The organism is Acinetobacter sp. YH12137 (assembly GCF_013418535.1).
Taxonomy (GTDB): Bacteria; Pseudomonadota; Gammaproteobacteria; order Pseudomonadales; family Moraxellaceae; genus Acinetobacter.
The window spans coordinates 170937-194116 of the sequence record NZ_VPBW01000002.1; the positions used below are offsets into that span (position 1 = coordinate 170937).

Genomic DNA, 23180 nt, shown 5'->3' on the forward strand with positions numbered 1-23180 from the left:
AAAAAACCACGCCTAAGCGTGGTTTTTTGATTGCAGAATCTTAGTGATTTTCTGAAGCATGGTTGATGGTATATTTTGGAATTTCAACTTCCAGATCTTCATCCACAATCTTCACTTGGCAAGACAGACGGGAATCAGGCTCTAAACCCCAAGCACGATCGAGCAGATCAGCTTCGACATCATTCATTTCTTCAAGGCTGTCGAAACCGCGACGAACAATTACGTGGCAAGTGGTACATGCACATGACATATCACACGCATGTTCAATCTTGATTCCGTTTTTCAGCATGCTTTCACATAGATTGGCATCTTGTTCAACTTCAAACTCAGCGCCTTCAGGGCAAATTTGCGCATGTGGAAGAACTTTAATACGTGGCATAGTCTTTACCTTAAATTAGTTTGAGTTTGACCAATCGTCGAGTTTAGTGCCTTTAAGGGCAGCATCAATATGTTGATTCATGCGCAGAGCAGCAAATGCATCACTATGTATTTTAAGCTGTTCTACTGCAGATTCAATGGCTTTGATATCTGTGCCTTGTAGCTCGGACTCAAGTCGTGCTTGCGCAGCAGTCAGTTCTGCCAATTGCTGTTCATTCATCAATTGAGCATCTACTTTCAATGCCTGAACCAGTGCTTCAAGTTCACGTTGTGCTTCCACCTTGGTTTCCTGCAAATGACGAAGATTCTTATCTTCTTCAGCAAACTGATAACCTTCTAACAGCAGACGTTCAGTATCTTCACTCGACAGACCGTAAGATGGTTTGATATCAATTTGTGCAGTCACACCTGAAGTCATTTCTTTGGCAGAAACGGTTAATAAGCCATCCGCATCCACTTGGAAAGTCACTTCAATGCGTGCCTGACCTGCGGTCATTGGTGGAATACCATGCAGGACAAAACGGCCTAAGCTACGGCAATGTTCTACCAGATCACGTTCACCTTGTACCACATGAATCAGCATAGCGGTTTGGCCATCCTGATACGTTGTAAATTCCTGGCGACGTGCAACTGGAATTGCGGTATTGCGTGAAATCAGACGTTCAACCAGACCGCCCATAGTTTCCAGACCAAGAGAAAGTGGAGTCACATCTAATAATAATGATCCATCTTTGCTGTTGCCAATGAGCTGATTCGCTGTAATTGACGCACCAATCGCAACTACTTCATCCGGGTTAATGGTGCACAGAGGTTCTTGGTTAAATACATCACGTACTGCTTTTTGCACGGCATACGAGCGGGTAGAACCACCTACAAGCACCACATTCTGAATATCATCAAGTTCCAGCTTGGCATCACGCATGACACGCTTGCATACGCTGATGGTTTTATCCAAAGCAACCTTGATGATTTCTTCAAAAGTCGGACGATCTAAAGTCAGGCTTTGGTCAAGCAGCTTTAATTCAACTGAGTCAGCATTAGATAATGCTTCTTTAGCTTTACGCGCAGCAGTAATGAAATGCGCATATTCAGCATCATCTAGGGTTTCGATATTAAGCTGTTTTTTAGCCCATTTTAGAATCAGGCGATCCAGATCGTCACCACCCAGAGCAGTATGGCCGCCAGTCGCTAATACTTCGAACACACCTTGAGAGAAACGCAGAATTGAAACGTCAAAGGTACCGCCGCCCAAGTCATAGATCACATAGTTGCGATCTGTGCTCAAGTTAGTTTCCTGATCCAGTCCATAAGCTACCGCAGCAGCCGTTGGTTCATTCAATAAACGCAGAACGTTTAAACCGGCCAGTTGCGCGGCATCACGTGTTGCCTGGCGTTGTGCTTCATCAAAGTATGCAGGAACCGTAATCACGGCACCATTAATCTCATTTTTTAAGCTGGCTTCAGCACGTTCTTTAAGCTGCTTTAAAATTTCCGCAGAAATCTCAACTGGCGTTTTACGTCCTTGCGCAGTTTCAAATGCCGGCATTTCATTCGCTTCGCCCACCAAGGCATAAGGATGCTGGAATTTAATATCTGCTTGGGAGCGACCCATAAAACGTTTTACGGATACAATCGTATTTTTAGGATCGGTGGTAATAAAAGGTTTGGCGTCATCGCCATATTCAGTGCTTTGTGCTGCATAATGAACGATAGAAGGAAGTAACACACGACCTTGTTCATCTTTGAGTACTTTGGCTTGACCTGAAAGAACCGTGGCAACCAAAGAGTGGGTGGTGCCTAAATCGATACCAATCGCAATGCGGTGTTCATGTGGTGCACTTGATTGACCTGGTTCTGCAATCTGCAAGAGAGCCATAGTGTTACATCCTTTGCACGTTAAAATTAAATAGAAAAATTAAAATTCATCATCAAGATCAAAGCTGTCATCATCTAGGAAACGGTCTTCCGCTTTGTCGATGTCTGCCATGACTTTAACAAAGAAACGCAGTTTACGCACGGTATCGCGAGCTTCACTCCAGTCTTCATCTTCATAGTCGATTTTGAACTCACGAACCAGACCATCAATCCATTGCTGAACTTCAACTTTCAGAGAGGAAAGATCTTCAGCCGATGAGGCTTCATCTAATTGTTCGCGAATTTCCAGCGCATCCTGAAGAAATTCAAAATCGCTAATAGACTGATCCAGATGATAGTCTTGTTTTTTTAAAGACAGTAAATAAGCTGCACGGCTATCAACCGCTGACAAAGCCTTGAATGCCTGGTTGATCTCGCTTGATTTAATCAAAGCCTGATCTTTATCTTCAGCTTTATCGGGGTGATATTGTTGCTGCAACTTTAAAAACTCTGCTTTTAAAGTGGCTAAATCAATATCGAGTGCTACAGGAAGATTGAACAACTCAAAATGATTCATGGGAGATAGAGTCCGCGATTAATATGCAAAAATGATTAAGCTTGATGACAATTAAAATAACTGCCTAAATGCAATTAAAACAGTGTATTTCACACTGTTTTAATGCTGAAAAAAGAGAATTATTGCTGCAATCAGACAGTGAATGACTCACCACAACCACATTCGCCTTTTTTATTTGGATTGTTAAATTCGAAGCCTTCGTTCAAGCCGTTTTTTACGTAGTCCATTTCTAGACCTTCGAGATACACCAGACTTTTTGGATCTACGAAAACTTTAACACCAAACTGTTCAAAGACCTGGTCATGAGTATCGACTTCGTCGACAAACTCAAGAACATAAGCAAGACCAGAACAGCCTGAAGTTTTCACACCAACACGAATGCCTTCACCCTTACCGCGACTTTTGAGGTAATTGCTGATATGAGTTGCTGCATTTTCAGTTAAGTGGATCATGAAAACTCCGTGAATCTTTCTTCAAAAAACGAATGATTAAGCTTTAGACTTCTTGTTGCGGTAGTCTTCAACAGCCGCTTTAATTGCATCTTCAGCCAGTACAGAGCAGTGCACTTTTACTGGTGGAAGAGCCAATTCATTTGCGATATCAATGTTTTTGATTGCTTGTGCTTGGTCTAAGGTTTTACCTTTTAACCATTCAGTCACTAATGAACTGGATGCAATTGCAGAACCGCAACCATAAGTTTTAAAACGTGCTTCTTCAATCACGCCTTCATCATTTACCTGGATCTGTAAACGCATTACGTCACCACAAGCAGGTGCACCGACCATACCAGTACCAACGTTTTCTGCATTTTTGTCTAAAACACCAACGTTACGTGGGTTTTCGTAATGATCAATTACTTTTTCGCTATAAGCCATGTTGCTTCTCCAAAACTCGGGGTCAGCCTTAATATAAATATGGGGATTAAAAATTTTTTATCAATGAGATAGCAGTGTAAATACAACTATCTCAGAGTCAAAAATTAGTGCTCAGCCCATTCAACTGTAGAAAGGTCGATACCTTCTTTGTACATATCCCAAAGCGGAGAAAGTTCACGTAATTTCTCAACAGCAGCTTTAGTGATATTTAAAACGTGATCGATATCTTCTTCAGTGGTGTACTTACCAAAGCTGAAGCGGATCGAACTGTGTGCAAGCTCATCAGAAAGACCTAATGCACGAAGTACATAAGATGGTTCAAGTGTTGCAGATGTACATGCTGAACCTGAAGATACGGCTGCATCTTTCAGTGCCATCATCAATGATTCACCTTCAACAAAATTGAAACTTACGTTTAAGTAGTTTGCAACGTTTTGAGTTGGGTGACCGTTCAGGAATACCTGTTCAAGACCTTGTAAGCCATTCCAAAGCTTGTCACGAAGGACACGTAAACGAGCTTGTTCAGACTGTAAATTTTTGCCTGCAAGTTCAAATGCTTCACCCATACCAACGATCTGGTGAGTTGCAAGAGTACCAGAACGCATACCACGTTCATGACCGCCACCATGCATTTGTGCTTTTAGACGTACACGTGGTGAACGACGTACGAACAGGGCACCAATACCTTTAGGACCATAGATTTTATGTGCAGAGAAGCTCATCAAATCGACTTTCAATTGAGAAAGATCGATTTCAACTTTACCCGCAGCCTGTGCAGCATCAACGTGGAAGAAAATCTTTTTCGCGCGGGTGATTTCACCAATCGCAGCAACATCAGTTGTCGTACCGATTTCGTTGTTTACCATCATCAGGGAAACAAGAATGGTATCCGGACGAATCGCTGCTTCAACCATTTCTGGGGTAATTAAGCCAGTTTTTGGTTGCGGCTCAAGATAAGTAATCTCAAAACCTTCAGACTCTAGCTCACGACAAGTATCCAAAATTGCTTTATGTTCAATTTTAGAAGTGATGATGTGTTTGCCTTTAGATGCATAGAACTGAGCCACACCTTTCAATGCAAGGTTGTCAGATTCAGTTGCACCTGAAGTCCATACGATTTCACGCGGATCAGCTTTTACTAAATTCGCCACTTGTTCACGGGCGTATTCAACTTTTTCTTCCGCTTGCCAGCCATAAGCATGTGAACGAGATGCTGCATTACCGAAGGTGCCTTCGAAAGTTAAGCATTCCATCATACGTTCTGCAACTTGAGGATCTACCGGAGTTGTTGCTGCATAGTCAAGATAAATCGGACGTTTCATGTCAAATACCTGTAACCGATAAAAGGGCTGAATCAATGTTTGCTGAATTTTGGCGTAATGACACGGTTTGTACGTTGTCACGGGCTACAAGGTCAGCAAGGGTGATTTTTGCGAGATAATCGGCAATGTGGTGGGAGAGTTCTTGCCATAAATCATGAGTCAAGCACATCGCGCCATTTTGGCAGTTGCCTTTATGGTCACAACGAGTCGCATCAACTGTTTCGTTTACAGCTTCAATAATTGCTAACACAGTAATTTCATCTGCGCTGCGTGCTAAATGATATCCACCATTGGCACCGCGAACACTCGAAACTAGACCATGACGTTTTAGTTTCGCAAATAACTGCTCGAGATAGGCAACAGAAATAGTTTGACGTGCTGCAATTTCAGCAAGCGTGATCGTTTGTTCAGATGGCTGCAAAGCTAAATCAAGTAGAGCAGTCACTGCGTAGCGACCGCGAGTGGTTAGGCGCATGATTCGATACACATGGTTAGACTAGATGTGTAGATTTTATGAATCCCGACTAAATTAGTCAAGTTATTTTTGTGAATGGCGAGCGTATTTAATTTTCTGAAAATGAAAGAATTACGCGCTGATCCAATTATACACTAATAACGCAATCAAAAGTACTGTGATTATACTAAAGACCATATTGATCCGCTTTTGACGGCGTTCCATACGTTTAATGCGGTTGCGATACTGTTTAACTTCAACTTGCAGGCTATTAATTTTAGAACGCTGATCTTCAATTTTCTTTAATAAAGGCGCAATACGTTTTCTTGATGAAACAATATCGGTCTCATCTGCCGGTGGTTCAGATAACCAGTGTTTCCAGTCGGACAATACTTTAGGTAAGGCAAATAAAGTCAGTAAATCACGGAACTCGTCTTTTAAAACCTGATTACCGTCAATTCGCATTGCACGAATGCTTCTGCGATTGCCAAAGATAAAGATCTTAATCAGATCCATTAAAGTAGTGCGAACATCCAGATCAATAACTCTGCCTGGTGCTTTATAGTCAAATAACAGCCCGTCTTTGGTAAACTGAACATAGAAATCAAAATATGGAATATAACTATTGATTTTTATTGTAATATTCTCATCTACAAACTTCTTCGCCTGAAGAGCAACAACACGGTCATGTTTGAGAATGAACGTGAATATTGTTTCTAAAACGATTAAAGTCATCGTAAGCAACAAATGTGGTTGATTTTGACTTTGTTGCGATTCACTCATATATAAAACCAATCCTTACCTGAAAATTAAAATGAAAAAGCATCCTGCTGAGTAAAAGATTTCAGGGTTAAATCAAATTAGACTTGAAATAAAGTGCTTTGTAGAACAGTTTAGCAAATCTATCAAGCCCTTAATTTGCTATTATGCGGTGATTTTGTAGATAATTTTATGATATTTGCATAGAAAATAAGCAGGAGTCGTGTACATGGATAAAACAAAAACGACACAAGATACAGATCAGGAATTGATTGAAAAACCAGTGAAGAGTAAGTCAAAGTCTGCTTCAGAGCGACGTTCAATGCTGGATTTTCGTAAATATACCAAGCAGATCTGGTTGGCTGGCCTTGGGGCATTTTCCCGGGCAGAGGAAGAAGGCAATAAACTGTTTGACTCGCTGGTCAAGGTCGGAGAAGAGCTAGAATCCAAAACAGTCGATATTGCAGATCAAACTGTGGAAAAAGTCTCCGAAAAAGCACGCGAATCTGTGACAGATACCAAAGATAAGGTTGAAAAACTGATCGACAACTCTGTTCATCATTCCTTGAATCGTATAGGATTAGTCACACTGAAGGATGTACAACATCTGGAGCGTTTAATTCTTCAGTTGCATGCCAAGGTTGATGAATTGACCTTGCAGCAAGAAAAAATACAGAAAGAATTATCGGAAAAAATACACACAAAATGATTTTCTTCATAATTCAATGTTTTTTTCGCATATATTTTGAAAAAAAAGAGGTTTATAAGTATTGCGTTTATACCTAAAGCATTGCTATAAAGGCGTTATGGTAGTTTAAACAAATTCTTGGACCTTAAATAAACGATATTAAGAGGACGTAGTTTTCATGAATAAATCAGAATTAATTGATGCAATTGCAGAGAAAGGGGGATTATCTAAGGCTGACGCAGGTAAAGCTTTAGATGCTACAATTGCTTCTGTTACTGAAGCTTTAAAAGCGGGTGATACAGTAACTCTAGTTGGTTTCGGTACTTTCGGCGTTAAAGAGCGTGCTGCACGTACTGGCCGTAATCCACAAACTGGTGCTACTCTTGAAATTAAAGCAAGCAAAGTACCTAGCTTCAAAGCAGGTAAAGGCTTAAAAGACGCTGTTGCTTAAGCTGCTTCAATCCTAAAACGCGCCTTCTTTGGCGCGTTTTTTATTGATAGATTTAATTGTTTTGATTAACACATTCATTCAATGGGTTTTTTCGGTTAAAATCCTCTGCAAATAAAATATTGGAATACTTATGGAATCTTTTCGTAAAGTTATTAAGGGTTGGTTGGGCAAGGTCTTGCTCGTTCTGTTTTTAACCCCTTTAGCGCTTGTAGGTATTGAAGGATATTTTAGCGGCGGGAATTCTGATGCAGCAAAATCAGTCAATGGAACTGATATCTCTAAACAAGAATTAGAGTCACTGACAAAATCATTCAAACAACAATACTTAAGTTATGCCAATGGTGATGAAACCTTATTAAATCAAAGCTTCATCGATCAAAAAGCGATGGATACCCTGGTTGCGCGTACATTGCTCTTGCAACAGGCTGAAAAACTCGGGATTAGCCTGAGTGACCAACAAATTGCACAAATGATTTCTCAGCAACCTTCTTTCCAGGAGAATGGCAAATTTTCTAATGCTTTATATGAAAATTACCTGAAATCAATCGGCATGACTAACAATGCTTTAGTAGAAAGTTTACGTAAAGATCATGCACTGAAAATGCTGTCTTCTACTTTTATGGATTATCCACTGGTCAGTCCGGTTGAGATGCAGCAAATTGCAGATCTGCAAACTGAACAGCGTCATATTCATATCGCTAGCGTGAATCTGGACAGCTATAAAAAAGCAGTAAAAGTATCAGAAGCTGATATTGCAGCATATTATGAAAAGCACAAATCCCAGTTCAAGCAACCGACTAGCGTTGATGTGGATTATGTGGTGATCAAGCCGAGCAATATTGATACTGCCAATGTAGCCGTCACTGATGCAGAATTGCAGGAAGCTTATAATAAATTTGTGGCTGACCAGAAGCAGAATGTGAAACCAGAGGTTAAACATATTCTAGTGACTGCAGATAGCCGTAGCGATGCTGAAGCCAAAAAACTGGCAAACGAAATTGCAGCTAAAATCAAAGCTGGTACCACTTTTGCACAAGCAGCAGCTCAATACTCTGAAGATCCTGAATCTAAATCTAAAGGTGGTGCTATCGCTGTCTATGAAAAAGGCGTGTTCGGTACTACATTTGATCAGACTGTTGCATCTTTAAAATCTGGTCAAGTTTCAGCGCCTGTTAAAACGGATTATGGCTACCATATTATTTCAGTCCAACTGCCTGATGTAGCAGTTCCATCGTTTGAATCTCAAAAAGCACGTTTATCTGAAGAAGTATTGACAGCGAAAAAATCTAATGCATTCTCTGATACGGTAAACAGTCTGAATGACATGGTCGTAAGTGCGGACTCGCTGGATGTTGTTGCTCAGGAAGTGAAGGGCGTTCAGGTTCAGAAAGCAAATGGTGTGACCCTTGCGACACGTGATCCATTGCTAAGTAATGCGGCTGTCAAAGTTAAACTGTTTAACGATGACGTGAAAAATGGCGACCGTAATGCATCTTCAAGCATTCAGTTAGCCAATGGTGATGTGGCTTGGGTAAAAGTTCGCAATTATCATGCAGCAGGGGAGCAGACACTGGCAGAAGCTAAACCAGCAGTAAAAGCGAAACTGATTCAAGATAAAGCATTTGCTGCGGCCAAAGCTGAAGTTCAAACTGCATTGAATGAGTTTAAAACCAAGCCTGCAGCATCCGTTGCGAAAGGTAAACTGGTATTTGAAGATGCAGGCATCTATACACGCGCAGAAGGTCTGCTTAAGCGTGATGTACAACGTGCAGCATTTAGCGTGCCAGCGCCTAAAGCAGGTCACTGGTCAGTAACGACAGCAAATATGCCAAATGAATTGGTGGTTGTGGCAGTTTCTGAAGTGAAGAAAAATCCGATCGATGTTTTAAGTGCAGAGCAACGTAGTGAGCTGGTGAAATTGTATCAACAGCTTCGTGGTCAACAAGAATTTGATGATTATACGCGTTACTTAAAATCTCACGCAAAAATCAAATAAGATTCGCTTTTAAAAAACCAGCCTACGGGCTGGTTTTTTATTTTCTTAAGTAAGAAATAATATCCAAAATAAGAAGAGAGCATATAACTCTCTTCTGAAATCCGGTCATTTTATTCCGCTCTAAAAATTAGCTCATAACCTGTATATTTACGGATATTAATCACACCAGTATCCAGAATCAGATATTGGCCTTTAATCCCTTGTAGTTTGCCTCGGATCACTGGAGTTTTATCTAAATTGTGAGATTTGATTTTTTCTGGATATTGCTCTATCGGATAGATGAACTCACGTGGTAATTCCTTATCTAAAACTTCAATATTCTCATTAAACTGCAAATTCTGATTAAACTCTTCACGGATAGTTTGGATTTTCGGTGCAAATTCTTCAATCAACTGATCGCGAACTTCAATCAGATTTAAAGGTTTCGCTTCACCTTTGAGTAATTTACGCCAGTCGGTTTTATCTGCGACTTGGGTACCAAACATCACTTCCAGTTTACCGGAAAGACGGCGAGAACCCACTTTCATGATAGGAAGGGCTTGAGTTGCACCCTGATCCAGCCAACGAGTCGGCATTTGATTGATCCGGGTAATTCCGACTTTTAAAGCACTAGAATTGGCCAGATAAACAATATGTGGTTGGAAGCAGACATTCTGTGCAAACTCATCTTCCCGGCAAGTGCCTAAATGATAATGGCAGGTTTCTGGTTTCATGATGCACATATCACATGACGCTTTAGTTTTAAAACATTTAAAACAGTGGCCTTGTGAGAATGATTTAGAAGTTTTTTTGCCGCAAGAAACACAATAGATATTTCCAGTCCATTCAATCTCGATTTCCTGACCTAACTGGAATGGAAGGTTAATTTCTGATCCATCTAATATTAATTTATATTCAACATTTGCCCGCTGGGTATTTTGATCAGTTACACTAAGGTCTGTAAGACCGACGTGCATTTTATGGCAAATGCCCTGAAGTTCCATAAAAAATTACTCACTTAAATCATAAGGATGCAGTCATGGCTGAACAGAATGTCATCACTTCAATGCTAGACGACTTCGCCAAAGAACAGCCAATTCATACTGCTATTTGTATCGGGCAGGATTTAACCCAATCTCAGTTTCAGCAATCTATTCAATGGCACTATTTTAACGTATCTGAGGTTTTAAATCTGCCTTTTCAACAGCGTTATGACCTGGCAGTAGTGATGCTGGACACTCCTGAAACCTTAGCATTGTCAGAACAGCAGAAGAGTCAAATTCTGGTTAAAATGCGTGATTTATTTGCAAAACGTCTGGTTGTGGTGAGTCGCTTGCAGGATGAAAAACTGCTCAGGTCTTTAGGTCTGACCCAGTTGATTGACAAGACGGTTCATGGGGCGGATTTTGCACTCTGGCAATTCAATATTTTAACTTATAAACATGTGCCAGACTGGTTTAACTCTAAATTCTGGGCTAACCCTGAAAACTGGGATAAATATCGCTGGTAAAATTGGAAAGCTAGGAAGGACTTATATCAGTATTGCAAATATTAACAAAATCCTGCATGGAAAATATGAACTCACACTCTATTCTGTAGAGAAGGCGTATACAGGAATGAGTTATGACCAATCTTAGTAGTATTGTAGAAATGCTGGCCAAGCAAGCTTTAGGAAATAACCAAGCTCAATCCCAGCAGCGTTCATCCCAGCAAGGGGGATTGGCAGATATTCTTGGATCAGTATTGGGTCATATCAATAATGCTAATCAGCAAAACCAGAATCAAAATCAGCAGCATCAAAACTCACAACAGCAAAACAAGCAAAATGGCCTAGGTGCAATTTTAGGTTCTGTACTCAGCCAGCTCGGCGGTGGGAGCCAATCTTCCGCTCGACCAAGTTCTGGACTGGGTGGCAGTTCAACAACAAAGACTTTATTGATTGCTGTCTTGCCACTGGTCTTGGCCTGGATTCAGAAACAGGGCGGTTTGCAAGGAGCATTGGATAAGCTCAAAGGACAAGGTTTAAATAGCCAGGTTGATGACTGGGTCTCTACTGGCCCGGGTGAAAATGCCAATGTCGATCCGCAGCAGGTACAAAACCTGTTTGATGACCAGGAAGTAGAACAGGTCGCAGAACAGACCCATGTGCCTAAACAGGATGTCTATAGCGCCATTTCTCAGGTCTTGCCGCAGATTATTGATTCACTGACACCACAAGGTGAGCAAACCAGCAAGCAGGAAGCCAATAATGATATTCAGAATGTATTGAATATGGTCTCAGGCTTGTTTAAAAAATAAATCTATCTATCCAATAAAAAATCCCGACTTTTAGCCGGGATTTTTTCTATTGAATTCTTTAAGCTTCTTCCAGATTCAAGCTAAAGAGTCGGTTGGATTTACAGATCTTCTTGGCCACATAATGCGATTTTCTAAGACGGATTAAAATAATCTGAGACTGAAATTCCAGTTCGCCAAATTCAGGTTCAACCTGAACATAGTGTAACTGACCATACTCATCCCGAACTCGTGCTTGGGCAGAAAAGCCAGGACGGGCATTACCGCTTGAAATTGTAGCTAAACGGCCTAATAGGTTTACATCATTCTTTTTATATTTAGGTGGAATAACCTGATCCAGACAATGAATCATAAATACGGTAAAGAAAATCGCAATGATCAATGCCGGTAGAATGATGTAATAGGCAGGTAAGAAATGATATTCCTGTGAATAGATCAGAAACTGAAGAAAATAGCCGGAAAAGCTAAAATTCATCAGGAAGAAAAAAACAATCAGGGTTTTGGAAAATTTGACATTTAGCCATTCAACATTCTGAAAGTCATATGGAGAAATGCGTTCCAGGAGTTGACTGGGTTTAAGCTTAAAATAGAAGGCAACTGTTTTTGCCACGCCAAGCAGAATGATGAACAATAAACTGAGATGAAATGGCATCAGGTTATAGTTAAGTAAAAACTCAGGCATGGCAAAATCCGTTTTAGCTATTATTCTGAAAGATAAATTCCGCCATCAGAATGCACGGTAATATCAACTTTTTCAAGTGATTGGCCTTGACAAGGTCCAGAAATACATTCACCGCTTTCGACTACGAACAGCGCGCCATGAGTAGAGCATTCAATAAATTCCTGATCACGGTCCAGAAACTGGTTTTCCAGAAATTCCAGTTCTACCTGTAAATGTGGACAAATATTCTGGTAAGCATAAAACGAACCATCACGCTGGGTAATAAAAATTGTATCCCCATTCGGAAGTTCAAAAGAGCGTGCTTCACGCTCTGGAATATCGTCAGTCATGCAAATTTTAAACATTAAGCACATTCCTTAAGAACATCTTTTAATAATGCTGTGTATTCTGAAACCGCCAGTCGTGGCCCAAATTGCGCTACCACTTGACTAGACACCAAAATTGCCAGTTCTGCTGCTGTTTTTAAGCCAAGACCCGCATTAAGTGCATATAAAAAAGCACCCGCGAAAGCATCGCCAGCCCCATTGGCATCCACTGCAGTTACAGCACGGCCCGGCACAGTAAAGGTTTCACCATTATTGGAAATAAGCGCACCATCAGCTGACATTGTAATGACAACGTATTGACTTAATTCCTTGAGTTTAGCCAGAGCTGCTTCGATGGTATCTGTTTCGGTATACATCAATGCTTCTTGCTGGTTGCAGAACAAGAGATCAACGCCATCTGCAATCATTTCATCCAGACCGGCACGGGCATATTGCACCATCGCAGGATCAGAAAGGGTAAATGCGATTTTAACCCTATTGGCTTTGGCAATTTCACGCGCCTGTTTTACGGCCTGACGTGCTGTTTCGGAAGTGGATAGATAACCTTCGATATAGAGCCATTTAGCAGTTGTTAAAGGCTGGAAGTCAATCTGTTCATCTGTGAGTTCAGCAGTAATACCTAAATAGGTATGCATGGTACGTTCAGAATCTGGGCTGACCAGAACCATACAGGTACCTGTTACGCCTTCACTAATCGATTGGGTTGTAGTTTTAATGCCAGCTTCATTTAAGCCATGCAGATAGATATGACCCAAATCATCATTACCGACACGGCAGGCATAGAATGCAGAGCCGCCCAAAGCTGCAAATGCAACTGTAGTATTGGCTGCTGAACCGCCTGAAGCCTGACCTTTATAAGTTTGAGTTGCTTTTAAGTTTTGATACAGAGTAGCCTGAGCTTCACCATCCGCAAGTTGCATGGTGCCTTTTTGCAAGTGATGTGCAGTTAAAAACTCATCAGAAACTTTAAATTCCTGGTCAATCAGCGCATTGCCAATCGCAAAAAGGTCAACAGTAGACATATCCAAATATCACATTAAAAATGAAAGTGCTAAGTTTACACGATTGCTCGGGTTTGCTGTAGTTCACTGAAACATTTTCAGAATACTTTAAAAAATACTGTAACTTATTCAGCTTGAATCTTTGGTCTAAGAATTGATTTATTTTTAAACGGTAGCGAGTGCAGCCATTGATTTAAAGGTTGGATTTTATTTATAAGATTAGAGTACCAAGCAGTTATACTGGTGCGACATTTGAACAATCATCTAAAACAGTGTGGGTATATGGATATTAAGATTGTAACAGCCGAGCAGCTCCCTGATCAGATTGACACTTTAGCGACACTGGCGCGTAAAGAAGGTTATGACCTGATTGATAAGTTAATTGAAGAATACCGCACTGGAAAAAACTGTTTCAGTCAAAATAATGAATTTCTGGCCTGTGCCTATGATGGCAATAAACTGATTGCCTGTGGCGGCTTAAACCAGCAATGGGGCGATAACGGCATTGAAGAAAGAATTGGCCGGGTACGTCGCTTCTATGTGCATCCAAAATATCGTCAACATGGTGTAGGTAAGCAGCTTCTAGCTTATCTGGAGCAGTTGGCACGACCATTTTATTCAGCACTTTGTTTACAGACCGATACCAAACTGGCCGCCAGTTTCTATCAAAAACAGAACTATGTCTTTGTTGAAAACCACCCGAGTTATAACTATTTCAAGTATATGATCTAGAGATCATTGCCAAACCTGATCATTTAAAAATCAGATGATCAGGTTTACTTAATTCGATCAAAATCCTCGGTTTTCTGCGTGAATAATTCAAACAACTACAGCTATAATGCGAATAATAATTTTTTAATTTAAGCATTAGGAGATCGCATGACTGTAGATGTCACTGAAACCATTTCTCAAACTGTACATCCTGCGTTTCAGTTGGTACGTCAACAACATGTTGAAGCTTTAGACATTTTAGTGTCTGAATATAAGCATAAAGTGACTGGCGCCACCCATTATCATCTGGCGACCAATCACGATGAAAATGTTTTTCTGGTTGCGTTTCGCACCCAGCCAATGGATTCAAAAGGTGAAGCGCACATTCTGGAACATACCGCACTGTGCGGCTCAGAAAAATTCCCGGTACGTGATCCGTTCTTCTTGATGATTCGCCGTTCGCTTAATACTTTTATGAATGCCTTTACAGCGGCAGACTGGACGGCTTATCCATTCGCAACTCAAAATGATAAAGACTTCCAGAACTTATTAGAAGTGTATATGGATGCGGCTTTCGCTGCGAACCTGAATCCGTTGGATTTTGCTCAGGAAGGCATCCGTATTGAACTGGAAAATGGCGAACCGGTATATAAAGGTGTGGTATTTAATGAAATGAAAGGGGCAATGAGCTCACCTTCAGATCAGCTTTATCATACTTTGGCACATCACTTATTCCCGGACACCACTTATCACTACAACTCAGGCGGCGATCCTAAAGATATTCCAGACCTGACTTATGAAGAGCTGGTGAACTTCTATAAAACGCATTATCACCCAAGTAATGCTGTATTTATGACCTTTGGTAATAAATCTGCTGCTGAGTTACAGGAACAGTTTGAAAATCTGGCGCTGTCTAAATTTGAAAAAGGTGAAACACTTTATTCAATACCAGAAACCCGTTTAACTGCGCCACTCAATGTGACAGAAACCTATGCAGTTGATGGGGAAGATCTGAAGGACAAGACTTATCACGTATTGTCATGGTTATTGCCAGAAGCGAGTGATATCAAGTTACGTTTAGGCTTGCGTCTCGTAGAAGGGATTTTGCTGGAAGATTCAGCATCTCCCTTACGTCATTACTTGGAAACCTGTGGTTATGCACAGTCAACTGGCCCATTCATGGGCGTAGATGATTCCAACTTTGAAATGACCTTCTACTGCGCGGTTCAAGGTTCAAACCCTGAACATGCTGAAGAATTCAAAAACGGAGTTTTCAAAGTTCTGGAAGAAGTTGCCTCTAAACCTGTTGATCAACAGGCAGTAGATGCGATCCTACATCAGATCGAATTGCATCAGCGTGAAATCAATGGTGATGGTACACCGTATGGTCTAAGCCTGATTTTAAGCGGCTTAAGCAGTGCAATTCACCATCGTGATCCAGTTGAAGTCTGGGATGTGGACTCTGCAATTGCTTCAGTAAAAGAAGAGTTGCAAGATCCAATGTGGCTGTCGAATCTGATTAAAGATCATCTTTTAGATAACCCGCACCGTGTTCAACTGACTTTAGTTCCAGATGCAACTAAATCTGCCAAAGAAGCGGAAGAAGAAAAAGCACGTCTGGCTGAAATTGGTAAAGCTTTAACTGAAGAGCAAAAAGCAGAGATCAATGCTCAAACTGAAGCGTTAAATATCCGCCAAGATACTCCAGATGATTTGAATCTGTTACCTAAGGTGGGTCTGGAAGATGTGCCTGCGGAATTGCAGATTGTTCAAGGCCAGTTGCGTGAGATTATCTGTAACCGCGTAGATACGCCGTTGAATCTTTATCATGCAGGTACCAATGGGATTTATTACCAACAGGTGTTGGTGAAAATTCCAGATGAAGTGGTGCAATCACCGTATTTCAACCTGTTGTCTATTTTAATGGGTGAAGTTGGTGCGGGTGAATATGATTACCTGCAATTCCAGCAACTGCAAACAGCAGTCAGTGGTGGTCTGGGCATGGGCGCTTCATTGCGTTCTAAAGTGGATGACAAAAACAAGATCAGTGCGTGGCTAACTTTAACGACTAAATCTTTGGCTAGCCATCTGGATGCGATCCGTCTGTTAAAAATCGGTTTCGAGCAGCTACGCTTTGATGAAAAAGGCCGTATTATTGAGTTATTACAACAGCGTAAAACTCGCTGGCAGTCGCGTATTTCCGGTTCTGGTCATAGCTATGCGATGCAAGTAGCATCACGTCAGCATAGTGCTCTAGCCTTGCGTGATTATCATAATACCGGTCTGGGTGCCTTGAACTGGCTGATTAACTTGGTCAATCACGCTGAAAAAGATCCAGCAGCTTATGACGCCATGATTGAGGAATTAAAACGCATTCATGCAGTCTTGCTACAAGCGCCAAAACAATTCCTGTTGGTGTGTGAAGAACAGCAGTCTGAGCGTCTGATTGAAGAAATTCAAAACGTGTGGGACAAACTGGAAGTGAATACTGCACCTGCAGAATTGACTCAGGTTGAAAAAGTTAATCATAGCAATGATGAAGCCTGGTTGATTCAGACTAATGTGCAGTTCTGTGCAGCAGCTTATCCTGCGGTAGAAGTTTCACATCCTGATGCTGCTGCCTTGATGGTATTGGCAGGCTACTTGCGTAATGGTTATCTGCATAGCGCAATCCGTGAAAAAGGCGGTGCTTATGGTGGTGGCGCAAGCTATGACGGAAATGCATGTTCTTTCCGCTTCTATAGTTATCGCGATCCACGCTTAGCAGAGACTTTCCAGGACTTTGATGCAAGTATCCAATGGTTGCTTAACGCACCTCAACAACCGCATCAGCTGGAAGAAGCCATCTTGGGTTTAATTGCCAGTATGGACAAACCGGGGTCACCAGCAGGTGAAGCGATTACAGCCTGTTATGCCTACCTGCATCAACGTACGCCAGCATTCCATAAACAGCTTCGGGAACGTTTGTTGCATGTCACTTTAGATGATTTGGAACGTGTCGCACAGACTTATCTGGTTGAACAGCAAGCTTCAAAAGCGGTGGTTGCGCCATTTGCCAAACGAGAAACTTTAGAACAACTCGGCTTTACAATTCAGCAAGTTCAATAAATAAAAACAATGAGGATAGAGGATGGCGCTTAATTCTATTAAGCGCTCAACTTTGCAGCTAGGCGTTTTGCTTGGCTGTGCAGTTGGGACGCAAGTTAATGCGGAAGATAAAACTGTAGCGAGTAGTCCGATGCCGGCAACGGCTGAGGCTTGCTCTGCGGTTGAAACCAATTCAGAACGCTTGGCCTGTTATGATGCGGTATTTAAAATACCGGCCGATAGTAAGCCTGATATTGTTTCTGAACGGCGTGCAGCCATAGAAATTGCGCCCGAACCCGACAACCTCAAAGCGAAAATTGAACAGACCGTTTCCAATATCTATGCTTCTGAAGGATCAAAGCTGACTCCGGCTTTATCCTTGCTGGATAGCCGTTGGGAATTGTCGCCAGAAAGTAAACTGGGTACCTGGAATATCCGTTCCTATCAGCCGATTTATCTGATGCCAGGATTCTGGACTTCCAAGAAAAACGAGTTTCCGCAAAGCGAAAACCCAAATAACACGGTTAAAGAAGACCAGAATTTGACCTCGATTGAAGGGAAATTCCAGTTATCTTTAAAAACCAAGGCGGTTGAAAATATTCTGGGTGATAACGGTGATCTCTGGCTGGGCTATACCCAGTCTTCACGTTGGCAGGTGTATAACTCGGAAGAGTCCCGACCATTTCGTGAAACCAATTATGAGCCCGAAGCCAGCCTGATCTTCCGTACCAATTATGATCTGTTTGGTTTGAACTGGCGTATGCTGGGATTGACGCTTAATCACCAGTCTAATGGCCGTTCCGATCCATTATCTCGTAGCTGGAACCGGGTAATGCTGAATCTCGGTTTTGAAAAAGACAACTTCGCCATGATGCTGCGCCCTTGGTATCGTATTGAAGAAGACCGGGCTGATGACAATAATCCCGAGATTAAAAACTATATCGGGCGTGGGGATTTAACTGCATTTTATCGTCATAATGCCCACGATTTTTCCCTGATGTTGCGTCATACGCTAAAAGGTGGAGATGATAACCGTGGTGCAGTCCAGTTTGACTGGTCATTTCCGATCAGTGGGCGTCTACGCGGTCAATTCCAGCTCTTTGATGGTTATGGTGAAAGTCTGATTGATTATAATCACCGTGCGACCTATGTGGGCTTGGGTGTATCCTTAATGAATTGGTACTAATCTGTTTCATGTAAAAAACCACGCTTAGGCGTGGTTTTTTTGCTTATACCTATTCATTTAAATCTTAACCAATCTGAATTTCTGAAGGCGGATGTTTAAGACGGCTTTTCTTCGGTGTTGCAATTAAATAGGCAAGGGTCAAAGGTCCTAGACGACCCGCATACATCATCAGCATCAGAATGATTAAACTCGCTGGCTGCAATTCTCCAGTGACACCACGTGTTAATCCAACTGTACAGGCGGCAGAAACCGCCTCAAACAGCAAATCTAAAAAATCATGATCGGGTTCTAGAATGAGTAAACTCATAAAACCGGTCATGACCAGACCTGCAGTAATACACACAACCGCTAAGGCTTTAAAAGTAGTTTTCTCAGAAATAGAATGATTGAACAAGCGGATTTCATCTTCACGGCGTAGAAAACTGATTACGCTGATCACCACAATAATAAAGGTACCAACTTTAATTCCGCCCGCCGTACTTAAGGAACCGCCACCAATAAACATTAAAAAAATGGTGACTAGACTTGAGGCATCGCTCATCTGGTCCATGGGCAGACTATAAAAACCCGAAGAGCGGGGAACAGTGGCATGGAACCAGGCATTGAGTGCCTGATCACCTACACTCATCAGCGCTAAAGTCTGTGGATTAGAGGCTTCTAATAGCCAGAGTACAATAAAAGCACTCAGGTTAAGGCCCATAATCGTCGTTAGAATCAGCTTGCTATTCGGGCTAAGCTTGCGCCAGCTTTTATTCTGTTTTACATCCATCAGAACCAGAAAACCGATCCCGCCAATGATATACAGCATGCTGATCGTAAAGGTCACGAAATACTGGCCGGAAAAGCTCATCAAGCTATTGGGGAAAAGGGAAAATCCGCCATTATTAAACGCAGAAACACTATAAAAAGCCGCATAAAACAGTGCTTCACCAAAAGGATAATCTTCCAGCCACGCCATGGTTAAAATTAGGGTGCCAATGGCTTCGAAAAACAGGGAATATAGGAATACCGCTTTAATGGTAAAACTGACTTTCTTCAAACTGGTCTGGCCAATAGATTCCTGTGCCATCACTTGCTGTCTTAAACCAAGTTTAGGTGACAGACTCATAAAAGCGAGTATGGCAAAGGTCATAAAACCGAGGCCACCACATTGCAGCAGGAACATAATCACGACCTGCCCAAAGGGTGTATAAGCTTCACCAACATTGACCACAGATAGCCCGGTAATTGTCACTGCAGAAGTTGCTGTAAAAATCGCTTCTAACCAGCTGATTTCAGTTTGATGCGCAAAGGGCAGCATCAGTAATAAAGAACCAATAAAAATCAGTCCGAGAAAACCTAAGGCCAGCAGACTCGGTGGACTGAGATTGACAATCCTGTTCTGGTTTAAATTTGAGCTTTTCATATGGCCTTAAAATGCTTGGACAAACGGCGTAGAGGCTCTAGTAATCCTTCGACCACCAGAATGTCACCTTCCTTAAGTAGCAGCTCAAGATCCACGATATGTTGTATTTCAGTGCCGCGTTTATGTAAAAGAACTTTAATTTCGGGAACCTGACTCATTAACTGGTGTAAGGGAGTGTCATGATGATCGGCATGAATCTCGATCTTGACAATATAATGATCATCTTCAAGTGACATATAACGGCTAACCATCGGGTAGCTGAGTGATTGTGCCACACGAACGCCCATATCTTCTTCTGGGTGAATAATTTTTTCGACATTCAGATGAGTCAAAATCATATGGTGGGCTTTGGATTTGGCTTTGGCCCAAATTTTCTTTACACCCATATTTTTTAGATGCAGTACACACAGAATGCTGGCTTCAATATCTTCACCAATCGCGACTACGACTGCTTCACAGCGCTGGATATCCAGTTCATCCAGGACATGCTCATCGGTTGCATCGGCAATCACCGCATGGGTAAGCTGATCGGAAATATTTTCCACATATTTTTTATCGAGATCGATTCCAATCACATCATGTTTCAGGCTGATCAGTTGAGTCGCTACTGTTGCACCGAAGCTGCCCAGCCCAATGACTGCAAATAATGCCATGCATATTTCCCTAAATCTTTTTATTTCAAATTAGTTCATGTCTAAGTGCGTATCTTAAAGATTTTTATAGTTTTCAGCTATCTGGCCTTACATAAATACTTCATACATTTTTTTAGCTGGACATAAAAAAACCGCCTCGAAAGGCGGTTTATATCAAACTGATTATTTCAAGAAACGCTGATAACCCAGGTTGTTGGTGATTTCTTCATATGGATAAGTAATGCTTTCCAATGTCTCAATCAAACCATCTGGATTTTGCTGTGCATCTTCTGCTTCCAGGCCGACCAGTACGCGACCTTCTGCAGCGCCGTGGTTACGGTAATGGAACAGGGTGATGTTATGCGTTGGGCCAAGACGTTCCAGGAACATTAGCAGGGCACCTGGACGTTCCGGGAATTCCACGCGGAACAGGCGTTCATTTTCAATATCGGCATGACCGCCAATCAGGTAACGGATATGTAGTTTTGCGACTTCGTCATCAGACAGATCATCAACATCGTAGTCGAATTTCAGGTTTTCATAGATTTCCTGACGTTCTTTTTCACCATTTTTCAGGCTGATACCGACAAAGACCTGAGCTGCAGAAGCATCACTTGAACGGTAGTTAAACTCTGTGATATTACGGCCTTGTAGTGCACGGCAGAATTTCAGGAATGAACCTTTTTCTTCTGGAATAGTTACGGCAAAGATAGCTTCTTTGCGTTCGCCGAGTTCTGTACGTTCGGCAATATAGCGCAGACGGTCGAAGTTCATGTTCGCACCGCAAACAATCGATACGATGTTTTTGCCTTGAATGCCGTGTTCAGCGACATATTTTTTGATACCGGCCAATGCCATTGCACCTGACGGTTCTACGATGCTACGGCATTCATCATAAGTATCTTTAATTGCTGCACAGACTTCATCGGTATTGACCAGTACCACATCAGGTTCAACAATTGGGCCAGAATTATCTGATTTTTGCAGACGGATCACATCAAATGGTTTTTCACCAATTTGTGCCACCGCAGTACCATCGGCAAATAAACCGACAGATGGAAGAATCACACGTTCATTGGCTTCTAAGGCCGCTTTTAAGCACGCGGATTCATCATATTCCACAGGAATCACTTTGACATGCGGAGCCACATCTCCCAAGTACGCTGCAACACCGGCAATCAGGCCACCACCACCAACAGCAACGAAGACATATTCTACATCGCGCCATTGACGCAGGATTTCATTGGCAATCGTACCTTGACCTGCCATCACCAGTTCGTCGTCATAAGGCGGAATAAAGGTCATGCCATCTTCTTCGGCACGTTGAATGGCATATTTGTTGGCAACGTCAAATGAATCACCATGTAATACTACTTCACCCCCTAAACGTTTTACTGCTTGGACTTTAATGTCGGGCGTGGTCTTTGGCATCACAATAATCGCGCGAATACCCAGCTTTTTCCCTGACAGTGCCACGCCTTGTGCATGGTTGCCTGCTGAAGCTGTGATAACGCCACGTTCGAGTTGTGATTTCGGTAATTGACTAATACGGTTATAGGCACCGCGTAGTTTAAATGAAAAGACCGGTTGTAAATCTTCACGTTTAAAGCGAATGTTATTATTTAAGCGTTCGCTAATTCGTGGCGCTGCTTCGAGTGGGGTTTCGATTGCAACATCGTAGACCGTTGCTTGTAAAATTTGTCGAACCAAACGAGACAGCATGTTAATTTTCCATCTAACAGTTTAAAATAAGACTCTATTGTAACAAACCACACGGCTTTGCGGTTTAAAATTACTGCAAAAGTCCAAATTAGTTGAGTGATGTCATGAGTCTATATGCAACCCAAGATGAGAAAAAACAAGCTGCAGCCAAAGCGGCTTTAAAACACTTACCAAAAGGGGGCATTTTAGGCGTAGGTACAGGTAGTACCGTTAACTTTTTAATTGACCTTTTACCAGAACTGCAATTGGAAGCTGCTGTTGCAAGTTCTGAAGCGACTGCACAGCGTCTGAAAAAATTAGGCATTGAAGTGGTTGATATGAATAGCGTGGGCGGTTTAGATGCCTATGTCGATGGTGCTGATGAAATTGACCGTCATATGCACATGATCAAAGGTGGTGGTGCTGCGCTTACACGTGAAAAAATCGTGGCGTCGATTGCGAAAAAATTCGTATGTATCGTCGATGATTCGAAATGGGTAGAGCAGTTGGGTCGTGATTTCCCATTACCTGTTGAAGTGATTCCAATGGCACGTTCAGCAGTCGCACGTAAGTTGGTGGCATTAGGTGGTGATCCTGCTTACCGTGAAGGTGTAGTGACTGATAATGGAAATGTTATTTTGGATGTGCATAACCTGAATATTCTGAATGCGCTTGAGCTGGAAAAAACGATTAATGACATTCCAGGCGTCGTATGTAACGGTATTTTCGCGATCAATAAAGCGGATATTGCGATTGTTGCGACCAATAATGGTATTGAAGAGCGTACAGCGATTTAAGAAATCCTCCCTGACCCTCCTTTT

24 protein-coding genes are annotated in these 23180 nt (G+C 41.9%); 9 read left to right on the forward strand and 15 right to left on the reverse strand.

Annotation, left to right across the window (positions count from 1 at the left end; genetic code table 11):
* Nucleotides 1-40 precede the first annotated feature (40 nt).
* The 8 genes from fdx to FTU72_RS02020 form a co-directional block, all read right to left on the reverse strand.
* Nucleotides 41-379 (reverse strand): ISC system 2Fe-2S type ferredoxin, encoded by a 339-nt coding sequence (gene fdx, locus FTU72_RS01985; protein ID WP_034702567.1) that lies wholly within the window; start codon nucleotides 377-379, stop codon nucleotides 41-43.
* A 15-nt stretch (nucleotides 380-394) separates the two neighbouring features.
* Nucleotides 395-2254, reverse strand: coding sequence for a Fe-S protein assembly chaperone HscA (gene hscA, locus FTU72_RS01990; RefSeq protein WP_179992329.1), 1860 nt, complete (start codon nucleotides 2252-2254; stop codon nucleotides 395-397).
* A 39-nt stretch (nucleotides 2255-2293) separates the two neighbouring features.
* Nucleotides 2294-2809, reverse strand: coding sequence for a Fe-S protein assembly co-chaperone HscB (gene hscB / locus FTU72_RS01995; RefSeq protein WP_104426170.1), 516 nt, complete (start codon nucleotides 2807-2809; stop codon nucleotides 2294-2296).
* 131 nt (nucleotides 2810-2940) lie between these two features.
* Nucleotides 2941-3261: an iron-sulfur cluster assembly protein IscA gene (gene iscA, locus FTU72_RS02000; RefSeq protein ID WP_004786063.1), complete on the reverse strand. Its 321-nt coding sequence runs from the start codon at nucleotides 3259-3261 to the stop codon at nucleotides 2941-2943.
* A 36-nt stretch (nucleotides 3262-3297) separates the two neighbouring features.
* Entirely contained in the window at nucleotides 3298-3684 is a 387-nt protein-coding gene (iscU, locus tag FTU72_RS02005) for a Fe-S cluster assembly scaffold IscU (RefSeq protein ID WP_004786061.1), read from the reverse strand.
* Between the two features lie 104 nt (nucleotides 3685-3788).
* A complete protein-coding gene (locus FTU72_RS02010; protein ID WP_166136649.1) occupies nucleotides 3789-5006 on the reverse strand; it encodes an IscS subfamily cysteine desulfurase in 1218 nt (405 codons plus the stop codon).
* Between the two features lies 1 nt (nucleotide 5007).
* Entirely contained in the window at nucleotides 5008-5481 is a 474-nt protein-coding gene (locus FTU72_RS02015; RefSeq protein WP_004786058.1) for an Rrf2 family transcriptional regulator, read from the reverse strand.
* Nucleotides 5482-5592: 111 nt separating this feature from the next.
* Nucleotides 5593-6243 (reverse strand): hypothetical protein, encoded by a 651-nt coding sequence (locus FTU72_RS02020; protein WP_104426168.1) that lies wholly within the window; start codon nucleotides 6241-6243, stop codon nucleotides 5593-5595.
* Between the two features lie 205 nt (nucleotides 6244-6448).
* Between FTU72_RS02020 and FTU72_RS02025 the strand changes: the two genes are divergently transcribed.
* The 3 genes from FTU72_RS02025 to FTU72_RS02035 all read left to right on the forward strand — a co-directional run bounded on the left by FTU72_RS02025 (nucleotide 6449) and on the right by FTU72_RS02035 (nucleotide 9354).
* Nucleotides 6449-6928, forward strand: coding sequence for a phasin family protein (locus FTU72_RS02025; RefSeq protein WP_034170344.1), 480 nt, complete (start codon nucleotides 6449-6451; stop codon nucleotides 6926-6928).
* A 157-nt stretch (nucleotides 6929-7085) separates the two neighbouring features.
* A complete protein-coding gene (locus tag FTU72_RS02030; RefSeq protein ID WP_004786051.1) occupies nucleotides 7086-7358 on the forward strand; it encodes an HU family DNA-binding protein in 273 nt (90 codons plus the stop codon).
* 130 nt (nucleotides 7359-7488) lie between these two features.
* Nucleotides 7489-9354, forward strand: a complete 1866-nt coding sequence (locus FTU72_RS02035) for a SurA N-terminal domain-containing protein (protein WP_180025371.1) — start codon at nucleotides 7489-7491, stop codon at nucleotides 9352-9354.
* 110 nt (nucleotides 9355-9464) lie between these two features.
* Here FTU72_RS02035 and FTU72_RS02040 read toward each other — a convergent pair whose 3' ends face one another.
* Entirely contained in the window at nucleotides 9465-10337 is an 873-nt protein-coding gene (locus FTU72_RS02040; RefSeq protein ID WP_179992333.1) for a DUF2797 domain-containing protein, read from the reverse strand.
* 35 nt (nucleotides 10338-10372) lie between these two features.
* Between FTU72_RS02040 and FTU72_RS02045 the strand changes: the two genes are divergently transcribed.
* Nucleotides 10373-10843, forward strand: coding sequence for a DUF6231 family protein (locus tag FTU72_RS02045; protein WP_004786043.1), 471 nt, complete (start codon nucleotides 10373-10375; stop codon nucleotides 10841-10843).
* Nucleotides 10844-10956: 113 nt separating this feature from the next.
* The gene (locus FTU72_RS02050; protein ID WP_179992334.1) at nucleotides 10957-11631 is read left to right on the forward strand and encodes a YidB family protein; all 675 of its coding nucleotides are present in this window, start codon (nucleotides 10957-10959) and stop codon (nucleotides 11629-11631) included.
* Nucleotides 11632-11689: 58 nt separating this feature from the next.
* Here FTU72_RS02050 and FTU72_RS02055 read toward each other — a convergent pair whose 3' ends face one another.
* Genes FTU72_RS02055 through FTU72_RS02065 form a run of 3 tightly spaced genes read right to left on the reverse strand, consistent with a single transcriptional unit; the run spans nucleotide 11690 to nucleotide 13658 of the window.
* Nucleotides 11690-12310, reverse strand: a complete 621-nt coding sequence (locus FTU72_RS02055) for an OB-fold-containig protein (protein ID WP_179992335.1) — start codon at nucleotides 12308-12310, stop codon at nucleotides 11690-11692.
* 20 nt (nucleotides 12311-12330) lie between these two features.
* Nucleotides 12331-12639, reverse strand: a complete 309-nt coding sequence (locus tag FTU72_RS02060) for a Rieske (2Fe-2S) protein (protein ID WP_373684488.1) — start codon at nucleotides 12637-12639, stop codon at nucleotides 12331-12333.
* A gap of 14 nt (nucleotides 12640-12653) precedes the next feature.
* Nucleotides 12654-13658, reverse strand: a complete 1005-nt coding sequence (locus tag FTU72_RS02065; RefSeq protein WP_166136667.1) for an adenosine kinase — start codon at nucleotides 13656-13658, stop codon at nucleotides 12654-12656.
* A 261-nt stretch (nucleotides 13659-13919) separates the two neighbouring features.
* Between FTU72_RS02065 and FTU72_RS02070 the strand changes: the two genes are divergently transcribed.
* From FTU72_RS02070 to FTU72_RS02080, 3 genes are all read left to right on the forward strand, one after another.
* A complete protein-coding gene (locus FTU72_RS02070; protein ID WP_034170350.1) occupies nucleotides 13920-14369 on the forward strand; it encodes a GNAT family N-acetyltransferase in 450 nt (149 codons plus the stop codon).
* 147 nt (nucleotides 14370-14516) lie between these two features.
* A complete protein-coding gene (locus tag FTU72_RS02075) occupies nucleotides 14517-17456 on the forward strand; it encodes an insulinase family protein (RefSeq protein WP_179992336.1) in 2940 nt (979 codons plus the stop codon).
* Nucleotides 17457-17478: 22 nt separating this feature from the next.
* The gene (locus FTU72_RS02080; RefSeq protein WP_179992337.1) at nucleotides 17479-18621 is read left to right on the forward strand and encodes a phospholipase A; all 1143 of its coding nucleotides are present in this window, start codon (nucleotides 17479-17481) and stop codon (nucleotides 18619-18621) included.
* A gap of 64 nt (nucleotides 18622-18685) precedes the next feature.
* On the opposite strand, the gene FTU72_RS02085 is transcribed toward FTU72_RS02080, so the two are convergent.
* The 3 genes from FTU72_RS02085 to ilvA form a co-directional block, all read right to left on the reverse strand.
* Nucleotides 18686-20026: a TrkH family potassium uptake protein gene (locus FTU72_RS02085; RefSeq protein WP_159122737.1), complete on the reverse strand. Its 1341-nt coding sequence runs from the start codon at nucleotides 20024-20026 to the stop codon at nucleotides 18686-18688.
* Nucleotides 20023-20679, reverse strand: coding sequence for a TrkA family potassium uptake protein (locus tag FTU72_RS02090; RefSeq protein WP_104426160.1), 657 nt, complete (start codon nucleotides 20677-20679; stop codon nucleotides 20023-20025). The genes FTU72_RS02085 and FTU72_RS02090 overlap by 4 nt, the downstream gene beginning before the upstream one ends.
* Nucleotides 20680-20841: 162 nt before the next feature.
* Nucleotides 20842-22380, reverse strand: coding sequence for a threonine ammonia-lyase, biosynthetic (gene ilvA, locus FTU72_RS02095; RefSeq protein WP_179992338.1), 1539 nt, complete (start codon nucleotides 22378-22380; stop codon nucleotides 20842-20844).
* A gap of 104 nt (nucleotides 22381-22484) precedes the next feature.
* Here ilvA and rpiA point away from each other — a divergent pair, with 104 nt between their 5' ends.
* Nucleotides 22485-23156, forward strand: coding sequence for a ribose-5-phosphate isomerase RpiA (gene rpiA / locus FTU72_RS02100; protein WP_159122734.1), 672 nt, complete (start codon nucleotides 22485-22487; stop codon nucleotides 23154-23156).
* The last annotated feature ends 24 nt before the right edge of the window (nucleotides 23157-23180 follow it).